Raw genomic sequence first — 11,365 nt, forward strand, 5'->3', positions numbered from 1 at the left:
GAGCCTGTTCACCGACGTCTTTGAGTCCCGCCTTCTCCTCTGCACGATCCATCGGCACAAGAACTTCACGATGAGTCTTCGTGGAGATGAAAAACCGTGCGCTGTGTGCTTGACTGGGGACATCAGAATGGGATGACCCGCCCCGTCCTCTCAGTCAGACTGAGTTGGCTTTTGAAAGGAGGAAGCAATGAGGACACGGAACAAGCCCAGGCCGGCAACAGTGTTTGGGATCGACATTGGCAAGAACCTTTTCCACGTCGTTGGGCTCGACGCCGCCGGAATGCCGATCCAGAAGGCGACCTTTCGGCGCGATACGCTCTTGCAGTTCTTCGAACGTGCAGGACCGGCTTTGGTGGGGATGGAGGCCTGCTCCGGCTCGCAATGGTTGGCCCGCAAGATCGCCGCCATGGGGCACACCGTTCGCATTATCCCAGCTCAATTCGTGAAGCCATATGTGAAGTCCAACAAAAATGACATCATCGATGCCGCGGCGATCGCCGAAGCCGTGACGAGACCAACGATGCGCTTCGTCGAGCTAAGGTCGCCTGAGCACATTGACCTGCAAGCGCTGCATCGTGTTCGCGATCGGATGATGTCGCAACGGACGTGCCTCATCAATCAGATGCGCGCTTTTTGCCTGGAATATGGGATCGCCATTCACCAGGGCGCCGGCAAGTTCAAGGCTGATCTGCCGAGGGTTTTGGCCGATCAGTCGAATGATCTAACCTCGGCGATGCGTCGCATTCTTGCATCTACATTTGACGAGATGCGGCAGCTGGAGCTGCGGATTGCCGAGGTCAACCGCGAGATTGAGGCAATTGCCTCTCAAAGCGATACCGCACGTCGATTGATGACCATCCGGGGCATTGGTCCGCTGGCCGCGACGGCGCTTTTGGCAGCAGCTGGATCTGCCCGCCAGTTCAAAAAGGCCCGCGATATGGCAGCTTGGCTAGGTCTTGTCCCGAGAGAATATTCTACGGGAGGCAAAACGAAGCTGCTGGGGATAAGCAAGCGCGGCAATCGATATCTGCGCCGGATGATCATCCATGGCGCGCGTTCCTGCGTGACTCATCTTGATCGCTCGCGATACCGCCTTGGCGCGTGGCTTGATGGACTTCAGGCACGCATGCACACTAACAAGGTCACCGTCGCCTTGGCGGCCAAGAGTTGCGCGGATCGCATGGGTGGTGATGACCAAGCCCGGCGCAAGCTATGAACGGCGGGATCCGGCCTTTAGCTGATCCCGTTTGTTCCAGACTGCGAGGTTCGTGAAGGTGATGACGAAACAGTCGATCGGCGCGCCGTAAACCCTGTGCAAAAAAGCGGGGTTCGAGCCCGAACCATTTATCTGAGAACGGCACGCGCGGATCTCATCATGGCCTGGCCGCAACAGCGGCCCACTTGCAAGAGGCCGGATACATTTGTGCAGACTGCATCGTCCTCATTAAACGACCTTGCACGGGCGGGGCGGGTCATACATTCTTTCCCACGAGATCCTTCAGCGCCGCATTGTCCAACATGGCGTCTTGCCAGAAGCCGCTTTAGCTTCGTGTTCTCGTCCTCCAGCGATCGCAGTCGCTTGGCCTCCGAGACGTCCATCCCGCCGAACCGGGCCTTCCATTTGTAGATGCTGGCGTCGCTGACACCATGCTTGTGGCAGAGATCGGCGACCGGAACCCCGGCTTCGTGCTCCTTCAAAATCCCGATGATCTGTTCTTCCGTAAATCGCTTGCGCTTCATGCTCTGGTCCTCGTCTTGGGCCAGAACGAACTTCAAACTGGATTAAGCCCGAGGGGCAAGGTCACCGTCCACGATGGACAGGCAAGCCGCTACAGATTGCTGTGGTTGGCATGGCGGGCACAACGGAGGCGACGACGCGGCCAAGGTCTCACCGTGAGACCTGCGATGTCGGAGTTCCGCCCACAGGACTAAACCGCTCGCGCGGTAGAACGCCGCGGCTGGCGACACGGTGAAGCAATCGGCGGCAGCGGTGACGAGCGGTGCTAATGCCGTTGGCGATGATTGGATAATCGAGAGCCTGCTGACCTGAGAGTTCGCGGCGCAGCACGCCAATTACACAAGAGTCGACTCGAACGCGGCATTCTCGACCGTGATTGGGGGCGCCATCGCGCTCGTTGGACCCAGTCCAGGAATCTCGACGCAAGCAGAGTTACAAATGCGATGGTGCTCTTGACGAGCAATTCGAAAGAGTTTCGGCTCGGTAGCTCAGAAGGCTTTGCAGGTCGATAGAGATCAGTTTGCCTCTTGAGATTCGAATATCAGGGAACTCACGTCTAGATTGTGTGGTGTGGTATTTTTACTACGGCCAAGTCCTTGAAAGTACGGGTGCCGCCAAACATTAAATCCCCATAGACGACCCCATTGATCGTCTGAAGGTTGTTTGACGCGACTTAGATCCATTACGAGGCACCGTCCTACGTCCCCCCAGCGCGGTTTCGTCCTTTGGAGGCTTTCGGACGCCGGCCCTCGGAGCCCGCGGCACCGTCACTCACTGGGCCGGCATCCGAAACCCTTCACAGAAGCGGACATTCGGGCTGGCCTTCAGCAAGTCCGCTTTGTGCACAACACAAGGCGACATGCCAATGGGCAGGGAATGCTCCGATGAGCGGCAGTGGTGACATGGTAGACACGATCGAACCCGCAGGGCATTACCAGCGGCACTTGCTCGCCATGCAGGCTCACCGTCGATCAGGCGAAGGGGCGACCCGGTTGGCTTCGCCGGCAGCGGATGCCAAAAACTCATTTAGCAGGTGTCGCTTGATCCTGATCGGTTCACGCTCGCCTTGGGAAGCGAGCAAGAGAACGCGCTCGGCAACTTCCAGAGCAGATCGCTGCTGCTGACGAGTGAATGACGGACTGGAAAGAACCTCGTCTAGAACGTCGCGGAGCAAATGTACCGTTGCCGTGTCGTATGCCATGCGCCAATACCCCCTCTGTCGAAACAATATGCGCCGTAGCGGTGGCGCAAGGGAAAGGAAGTGAAGCGTCGCCGGGCTCGAAATAAGCGTCCCGGCAGCGCTTATTCTCTAACTGAGCGCTGAAATCCCAGTTGTCCTGAATTATGCAATGGTCATGCCACAAGTTTGTGACGCCGGTTCGCGCGAGGGCTCCCATACTGCAGTCCAACGGTCGACCAGAGCCCCCGCTCGCGATTTAATGCACGTTGGCGGGCGTTTGGTTCCCGGCAATTCTTATTAGAAATAAGGATTGCAACGAAACATCTGAGCCGGGTGTTGCGGCTTGGCTACATCAACCTGCAGGCGAACGGGATAGCATTGATTCCCTAGGTGGGCTTCGTGCCTTTTTTGAACTTCTTCTGGGGAGATTTCTCGTAATGAAAAAGCTTCTGATTGTCGCAGCCGGGATGATGGCCGTAGCTCTATCCGCCCCTGCGTCGGCGGCTGATTTGGCGGCTCGCCCATACACTAAGGCGCCGCCGCCGGTGGTCGCTCCGATCTATGAATGGACCGGTTTCTACATCGGCGCCAACGGCGGCTGGGGCCAAACCCACAGCTGTGTGGATTTCGTTACGCTCGCAGGGACAGTCGCAGGCGGTTGCGCGGATCGCTCCGGCGGCCTTGTTGGCGGACAGATCGGGTATCGCTGGCAAACCAATCAGTTTGTGTTCGGACTGGAAGCACAGGGCGATTGGGCTGACATCAAGAACACGCGCGTCAGCCTGATCGATCCGCTGATTTCAACCACAGGGAAAACCGATGGCATTGGCCTCTTCACGGCCCAACTCGGTTGGGCATGGAACGCATCGCTGCTCTACGTGAAGGGCGGCGCGGCCGTCACTCACAATCGCTTTGACGTGTTCAACAACATCACCGGGGTCGGCCTCGCCTCGGCAAGTCACACGCGCTGGGGCGGCGCCCTTGGCGTGGGCTGGGAATATGGTTTCGCACCGAACTGGTCGGTCGGTGTTGAATATGACCATCTCTGGATGGGGCGTGACAACTCCTCCTTCGCAGGCGTGGTCACGCCCGGTGGCGTCACCCTCTTAGGGAACGGCGTCAAGCAGGACGTGGACTTGGTCACGGTGCGCTTTAACTATCGCTTCGGCGGCTTGGGAACAGTTCCTGTCGCCGCGAGATACTGACTTCATCTAGACGCTTTGTCAGGACAGTGGGCCGGGCATTTTGCCCGGCCTTTTGTTTAAAGCCATGTCTGAGAAAGATACAAAGCGCGCATCAGATCCAGACTGAACCGCCGAGAAGTTGCGGAATGCCTCAATGCCGCATTCGAGACTGGCGACATCGCCGACAGGTGTCGTGCGATTGAGGATGCTGTCCGTCTGCACGACATTTCGGAGCTCGCGCGACGTTCTGGGAATCACACGAACAAGCCTTTACCGCGCGTTCGCAGGCGGCAAGGCGCATCCGAATTCAGCACCGTCTTGAGCGTTTTGCACGCGATGGGTTTTCGGTTGCACGTTGACCCTGCGCGTGCACGCTCAGGTGAGGACGACGCATCACAAAGGCTCAAGCGTCGGCCCCACTTCCGCGTCGGGTCAACGAACGAAATCGGAAATCGCGGCCTTGCGGCGGGATGTCTGCTTTGCCCCGGGCGGACATAGTGATCGTGAGTCGAGGTGATAACACGCTGCGCGGACCGTCGCGGCCACCCTCCGCACAGTCGGGTCGTCCGGGTCCCTCTGGGCGTGTCAACCTCCGCAGGGCCGCGCGACCGCGACCTTTGAGGGTATTTGGAGTATTTGGGGTTTCTGATTTCGAACTTCCTTTCGTACCATCTCGCACACAAAGGCTGGTGCGCGATATGGAGCCTACCGGCTGTGGGTGCTCAAGCAGCAGAGCAAGTAGGCCCGACAGGACCATAAACCTTTGTATCGTTCCATCACCCCTTACGTTCAATTGAGCCGCTGATCGCGATCGTCTAGCTAAGGGTATGCGGTAGCTCCCTGCTATCGTTGCCCTCCTTGGGCGTTCCTCCCTAGACTTGGGCCGCTTGTGGCAACGCAGGCGGCCTCCCTTTTTGTATGGCCGTCACGTCCCGCAGCAATTCGCGATCTGTCATGTCGCTGTCCTTCTCCCTGAGAGGGTGGCCCAACCGCCAACGATCACGCCACCAGCGGCGCGACCATGATGGCGATCATCGCGATGTACCCGAAGAACGATACGCTCGGCGAGCGGCTCAGGCTGTATGTCTAGGAGTGCTTCCATGCTGCTTGAAGAAGAGATCAAGCTTCACAGGTTCGCCGGTATCTCGCCAGACCAGTCTTTTACCGAGGCTGGCCGCCACTGCGAGGCGGTGGTGGCCGCCGATTACAACATGGTCATCTGATGTTTGGGCGATGATCTCGCCAGCTTCGTCCCCGATGAACTTTATGGGGCCCCGCCTCCAATCGAGAGCGCCGGTCAGCGGCGGCCGCGATGGAGCAATCTATCTAACCTCGTGCGGGCTCCGGGCGTTCCAACCCATAAAGAATCACGGTTTCCGGACGACGTGCGCCACTTCGCGCACCGCTTTTCTGTGCCAACTCGCACAAAATAAACGGGGATACGCGAAGTGAAATGTATTTGTAGCGGGCCGTCGCGCCGTTCCCCGCACAAACCCACGCCCTCAAAAGGACCCCGCCGACCATCATTCGGAGGGGCGCCATCGTCAGAGGGCAGCGCGGGCACGGCAGCGGCATGGCACAAACTGCATAGATCGCCTCGAAGAGACAGATCAGCCATGCCCGAAAGAGCGCCAAAAGACACTTATTCGCCGCGGATTGCGCGATACCCTCTCGACAACGAAAAGGGTTCGGTGCCGGGATTCGTGCACATTGTCGCCACGCGGTCGGCCTGGTCGGATTGGATCGAATTGCGGATCGCGGCCGGGTTACTGTCGCCACGCACATCGCCACATCCAGGTCTGCCACCGTGAGCGGCACGATCGCGCTTACCGCGCGAGCAGTTCTTGGCAAGAACGGCGCACCGCGCCGCGAGTCCTGCTCACCCTTGGGATTCGCCGTGCGCCCCTTCAAGGTCCGTGGGACCATCCTCTCGTGACGGCGATCACTGTCCGTTGCGGCGGTGCTTCCTGCTCGAGACATCGAGAACCAGGTTCGCAGTTTGATCAAGGAATGTGGATTTCTGTTCCCTCGCGCGATCGGCCAACAAATTCCGCAACCAGGTCAGCGAACTCTTGGGCGTCGATCATTTGCTTCTCAGCGTGATATCGCCGCTGCTCTCGATCCATGAGAACGTTTGTCAACAACAAGGTAAGTTCGACAACGAGGTCCGCCGGTTGGCAAAGCTGGACGACACGACGCGTCGCCTGATGACGGTCCCGGGGGTCGGTGTCGTGACGACCCTAACGTTCCGCCACACGATCGATGACCCCTCGCGCTTCCGATCGGCTTCGACGGTCGGCGGCTATCTCGGCCTTACGCCGAGGCGCAGCCAATCCGGCGAAACCGACACCAACGGAAAGATATCTCGATGGGGCGACCGGCTTCTCCGAACTTACTTGTTCGAGGCCGCCACTGTTCTTCTTTATCGAACCCAAAAGTGGTGTTCCCTAAAGGCGTGGGGCATGAAGCTCGCCAAGCGGATCGGTATGAAGAAGGCAAAGGTCGCCATCGCCCGAAAGATCGCCGTAATTCTCCACTGCATCTGGGTCGATGGCACGTCGTTCGACTGGGGCCAGCCGAAGCCAATCTGATATTTGCTCGCAAGTTCCTGGTCCGGTCCGCCGGACTGGCGATGTCCCGCTGGGACGATGGTCGTGGTGACCTCGGTCAATCGGCTGGTGGCGGTTCGCCCGCACTCCGCTGCAAACGTTGAGGCGCCCCGATCCGGACATCATCATGAGGCGCTCGCGACCTCGGAAAGGACCAAGACCCCAGCTACGACATCAACCCAACCCGACGAAGCCGCGAACGACGTCGATTGCCAAGCCCGCTAGGCAATCGTCTCGCCATCCGCGATCGCTCCGTCTCTGCAACCTGACCAGCTCCGACGGAGCAATCGCTACCGGCGTGTCACTGGAGAGAGGAAGAATGGTAGCTTGACAACAAACCGCAATTAAAGCGCCGATTGACAGATTCACTGCCAACTGCCCGATCTATAACACGCTGAAGCGCGGCGGCCCCGTCGAGATCTCATGGAAAGTGAGCTGCCCCATGCCTGACAAGAAACTGCATCTTGCCGCCTTTGTCTCCGCGGGGCCGGTTTCCGGCAGCCATGCCGGTTGGCGGCATCCGAAGGCGGGTGGCGACCTGCTGTCAGCGGCTTACTACCAGAATATCGGCTGGCTGCTGGAGCAGGGGCGGTTCGATCTTCTGTTCATTGCGGACATACTCGCGACCCCGGACGCGCTGGGCGGCAGCCTGCATAGCCAGCTTCGCTATGGCGCGCTGGGCCCGCTGCGGCTCGACCCGCTGGTGGTGCTCTCGATTATCACGGGTGCAATCAAGCACCTCGTCTCGGCGCGACCATTTGACATCCTACGCCCAACCCTATGTGCTGGCGCGCGCTCGCGACGCTCGATCATCTCAGCGGTGGCCGCGCCGCCTGGAATATCGTCACCTAGTTCCAGGAGGCGGAAGCGCGCAATTTTGATTTGACCGAGCAGCTCTCGCGCGAGGGGCACTACGAACGCCGTCGAATTTCTCGAGGTCGTGAGCAAGCTGTGGAATTCGTGGGAGGATGGTGCGCTGGTCCGGGATCGCCAGACGCCGCTGTTCGCCGACGCTGCGCGGGTGCACCGGATCGATCATTCCGGCAAATGGTTCAATGTGCGCGGCCCGCTCAATGTCAGCCGGCCCCCGCAAGGACGTCCGGTCTTCATCCAAGCCGGCGCTTCGGATCGTGGCCGCGATTTCGCTGCGCGATGGGCCCAGATCATCTTCGTGACGCCGGGCCTCATCGATGTCGCCGTCGAATTTCGCAACGACTTGCGCGCCCGGGCGGTCCGTTTCGGCCGCGACCCTGATACAGTCAAGGTGTTGCCCGGCATCGTCCCGGTCATTGGCGACACGGAGAAGCAGGCCAAGGCGCTAAACGACCAGCTCCACGAATTGTCGCATCCGCAGTCCGGTCTCTCGACTTTGTCCTATCATCTCGGCGTTGCCTGAGAATCTCGACGTTCCCGGCGTCGAAGGGCACTATCGCGAGGCCTCCGAACTGACGCGGCGCTCAGGCTTGAGCCTTGCTGAGCTAGGACAGCGCTACGGCGCGGGGAGAACCACCAGCGGCTTCGCCAGCACTCCCAGCACGGTGGCTGATCGCATGCAGGAGTGGTTCGAGGCGGGTGCTTGCGACGGCTTCATGTTGCAGGTCCCATATCTTCCAGGCGGCTTGGAGGAGCTGGTCCACGGCCTCGTGCCGGAGCTGCAACATCGAGGTCTGTTCCGCACTGAGTACGACGGCTCGACCTTGCGCGATTCGCTCGGCTTGCCGCGGCCAGCGGGCTGAGGTCGCCCATGCCCACCCGACGCTATGCTCTTTAGCTTCAGCCACTCCCACGATACGCAGCTCAATGAAGTATCGTGAACGTGCGACGAATCTCCATTTACCGCCTGAAAAAACACGGCCTGCGACCAGCAAGTAATTGATAATGCTCAGTGCGCAGATAACTCTCAATCAGTGGCCTGGTCAGTCCACTCAGGCAACAAGCGCAGGAATCTCTTGCTCAATCAATCGCAACAATCGGGTGTTGCGCCTCCGGAATTTGAGCGTATCGGGCACTCCGCGACCCTTGTTCCGCCGACGCAGCGCAAACCTTAGCATCTGGATGTGGGTCGGACATGGATTTAGCGATGAAGGGCTGGGTGCGCAAAGTTCAAGCCGCTCAGCGCCGGACTCATCGCCGTTTTGTCCCAGAACGGACTCAGTGTGGACGTGGGCCGGTCCGATTGAGCCCGGCGTCGCCAAAGGCTACCGTAGTAAATGGCGTGCGCGCCCGGTGCTTCTGCGGAATTCGCGGCTAGTTCGCTCGAGAAGCAAGCCGTCTCAGCTCCCAGCATCTTCGGCACCGTCGACCATCTCCAACTTGCGCGCAGCAGTCAGATGACAGTCGCGGCCTTCGGATCCACCACTCCACATTGAGACCAAGCTTGTTATCTCCCGCGCCTCTATTCACTCTCGACGCGCGAAGTCGACATCGCGATGACCCTGGACACGCCCGCCACGGGTCAGGTGACGTCGCAAAAGCGGACTGACTACACGCTCGATCTCTAAAGGGCGGAACTATAAGTCAAACACCGCCGCTGGCCCAAATCCTTGGCGGATCTAGCGGGTCACGTTTTGTCGGCCTACATCCCCGAACTGCTTTCCACGGAGAAACCTATCGAAACTCGGTGATCGCATCCAGGTCCTGCCAACAATTCGCAGCACGAGCGTGATGGCGCAGGCCGATGCGGTGCAGTATGGAGCGGCGATCGGCGCGCTGCTGACCTTTTTGCCCTCGGGCTGGCCGCTTCTGAAAATGTTGCGTCCGAAAAAAGTGCGGCTCTCGGATAGATACTCGATTGCCGTCCGCGTGTGACGGCTGCACCGATAAAGGCCGCTCTCGACGCCATTGTAGTGGGTGTTCCTGCCGGCAAGCGCACGTTTCTGCATCGTTGATGGTGAGGCGCTCATCGTCAGACCAGAACTGCCCCGATTTGAACGAATATGAACCTTACTCGTGAATGGAGCGGCGTGAGTTGTCTCTCCCGAGCAGCACAGAAGTTTCCGTGCTGTCCTCCCTGAGCCAGAGCGGCGAGTTGGGCGATGGCGGATCGCGAGATCCGGAGCACCTTGTCTGGGATTAGGATCGTCCCTATGGGGGATACGGCCTCGATTATGCGTCGATGGGAGAGGTTCTGACGAACTAGCCGGACTCGACTCTGCTTTATGTGCTACCGAAATCATTGGCCTTTGCCATGTCAAACACCATGGACGTGGAAGCGAGGAATTCGCGATGTCGCAAATGAATAGCGTCCGATTCACGGACGATCCGCGCTCGTTATTGCGCGCCAATCTTGATGAGCTTGAGCAGCGCATAAATCGGGCTTGTATGCGGGCTCGCCGCAGGCGTTCAGAAGTTCGTGTTTTGCCTGTCAGCAAGACCGTACCCGCCGCGATTATCCGTATCGCATCCGAACTCGGCCTTTGCGAGTTCGGCGAGAACAAGGTCCAAGAGGCGGAGAGCAAGGTCCGCGATTTGGCCGACCTGTCGTTGAACTGGAGTGTCATCGGTCACCTCCAGACGAACAAAGTGAAATCGATGGTCAAGTTCGCGAACGAGTTTCATGCGTTGGATACCTTGAGATTGGCCGAAGCGCTCCAGGCCCGCCTGAGCGCCGAAGGCCGGCATCTCGACGTGTTCGTCCAAGTCAACACCTCGGGTGAGGTGAGCAAATACGGTTTGCCGCCCCACGAGGTAGAGGATTTTGTTCTTCGGCTGTCCGACTATCCAGCCCTTGTCCCTCGCGGCTTGATGACTCTCGCCGTCCTGAGCGGAGAGGCGGACAAGGTTCGCGAATGTTTCAAGTTGCTGCGGGGGCTTCGAGACGCACTCCGCGATAGAACATCGACGCGACTTGATCTCCTCTCAATGGGGATGACAAGCGACTTCGAGATAGCAATCGAGGAAGGTGCCGATGTCATAAGAGTTGGTCAGGCGATATTCGGACCTCGGCCGACCAAGGACGGACAGTATTGGCCCGGGCTTCCTCTCCCCACCAGCGCGCTATCCGAGTGAGGCCGCGGGACCTGCCGCGAGTTCTGTTTCGTCCGTCGCCTGCCAACAGCAGAGTGAAATCACCACACCAATGCTAGCAAGTCGCCCCGTCACGATCCGCATGACGCCCCTTGTGAGCTGACCAGGCTCGGTGGCGGACCCACTCTAAGTCGACACGCCGGAGCCTCGCCGATTGCAGGCGGGCCGCCCAACGGAAAACACGGCAAATTTCTCCGCGACTAGGAACACTAGGTGCCCGCGAGGTTCTTCTGCGTCAGGGTTAGGGCTTGCGGAGTTCTCTTCCATAGCTATTCAGATCGTGATGGACCATACAGGCGACAACCGACATTGTTTTGACCAAAGCGACCTGAAGGGCCTGGCCAGGCCGAGCCGCGCTTCAACAAGCTGACAGGCCGTGGATTATCGCTGTCAACCGGACGGCGGCGGGTGATCTTAGACCCGTACGGGCATTTGATCCGACTGCAGATGAGACGCTGCTCTGTTCGTGCCTTATCGGGACTAGCCAGACTCGCGGCGCGGCAAATGTTTTTGTTTAGACGTAGCGGTGTCGCAACTAGCGCGTTTGCGCGGTACGCCTCCGATGGGGGCCGTCTTGCGTGAGGGTTGGTAATTCGCGAAGCGTGTGACCTTAAGTCTAGCTTTAAGG

At 59.2% G+C, this 11,365-nt stretch carries 7 protein-coding genes and 3 pseudogenes; 9 read left to right on the forward strand and 1 reads right to left on the reverse strand.

Features of this window, described 5'->3' with window-relative positions; translation table 11 throughout:
• Positions 1–187: 187 nt before the first annotated feature.
• Positions 188–1,241: pseudogene (locus AC0L23_RS39250) on the forward strand (IS110 family RNA-guided transposase).
• A gap of 234 nt (positions 1,242–1,475) precedes the next feature.
• Here AC0L23_RS39250 and AC0L23_RS39255 read toward each other — a convergent pair.
• Positions 1,476–1,740 (reverse strand): annotated as a pseudogene (locus AC0L23_RS39255) (transposase); the annotation flags it as partial.
• Positions 1,741–3,355: 1,615 nt separating this feature from the next.
• Between AC0L23_RS39255 and AC0L23_RS39260 the strand changes: the two are divergent.
• The 8 genes and pseudogenes from AC0L23_RS39260 to AC0L23_RS39295 all read left to right on the forward strand — a co-directional run bounded on the left by AC0L23_RS39260 (position 3,356) and on the right by AC0L23_RS39295 (position 10,719).
• Positions 3,356–4,123, forward strand: coding sequence for an outer membrane protein (locus tag AC0L23_RS39260; RefSeq protein ID WP_473358349.1), 768 nt, complete (start codon positions 3,356–3,358; stop codon positions 4,121–4,123).
• A gap of 1,079 nt (positions 4,124–5,202) precedes the next feature.
• Positions 5,203–5,325, forward strand: coding sequence for a hypothetical protein (locus AC0L23_RS39265; RefSeq protein ID WP_259219214.1), 123 nt, complete (start codon positions 5,203–5,205; stop codon positions 5,323–5,325).
• A gap of 975 nt (positions 5,326–6,300) precedes the next feature.
• Positions 6,301–6,693: pseudogene (locus AC0L23_RS39270) on the forward strand (transposase); the annotation flags it as partial.
• Positions 6,694–7,153: 460 nt separating this feature from the next.
• Positions 7,154–7,597 (forward strand): hypothetical protein, encoded by a 444-nt coding sequence (locus AC0L23_RS39275; RefSeq protein WP_473266892.1) that lies wholly within the window; start codon positions 7,154–7,156, stop codon positions 7,595–7,597.
• Positions 7,598–7,651: 54 nt separating this feature from the next.
• Entirely contained in the window at positions 7,652–8,107 is a 456-nt protein-coding gene (locus AC0L23_RS39280) for an LLM class flavin-dependent oxidoreductase (RefSeq protein WP_259219217.1), read from the forward strand.
• A complete protein-coding gene (locus tag AC0L23_RS39285; RefSeq protein ID WP_259219218.1) occupies positions 8,100–8,447 on the forward strand; it encodes an LLM class oxidoreductase in 348 nt (115 codons plus the stop codon). The genes AC0L23_RS39280 and AC0L23_RS39285 overlap by 8 nt, the downstream gene beginning before the upstream one ends.
• Before the next feature lie 928 nt (positions 8,448–9,375).
• On the forward strand, positions 9,376–9,519 hold the full coding sequence (locus tag AC0L23_RS39290; RefSeq protein WP_219685556.1) for a hypothetical protein: 144 nt from the start codon (positions 9,376–9,378) through the stop codon (positions 9,517–9,519).
• Between the two features lie 417 nt (positions 9,520–9,936).
• Entirely contained in the window at positions 9,937–10,719 is a 783-nt protein-coding gene (locus AC0L23_RS39295; RefSeq protein WP_473266895.1) for a YggS family pyridoxal phosphate-dependent enzyme, read from the forward strand.
• Positions 10,720–11,365: the final 646 nt, after the last annotated feature.

The organism is Bradyrhizobium sp. MI1.4, from assembly GCF_055811315.1.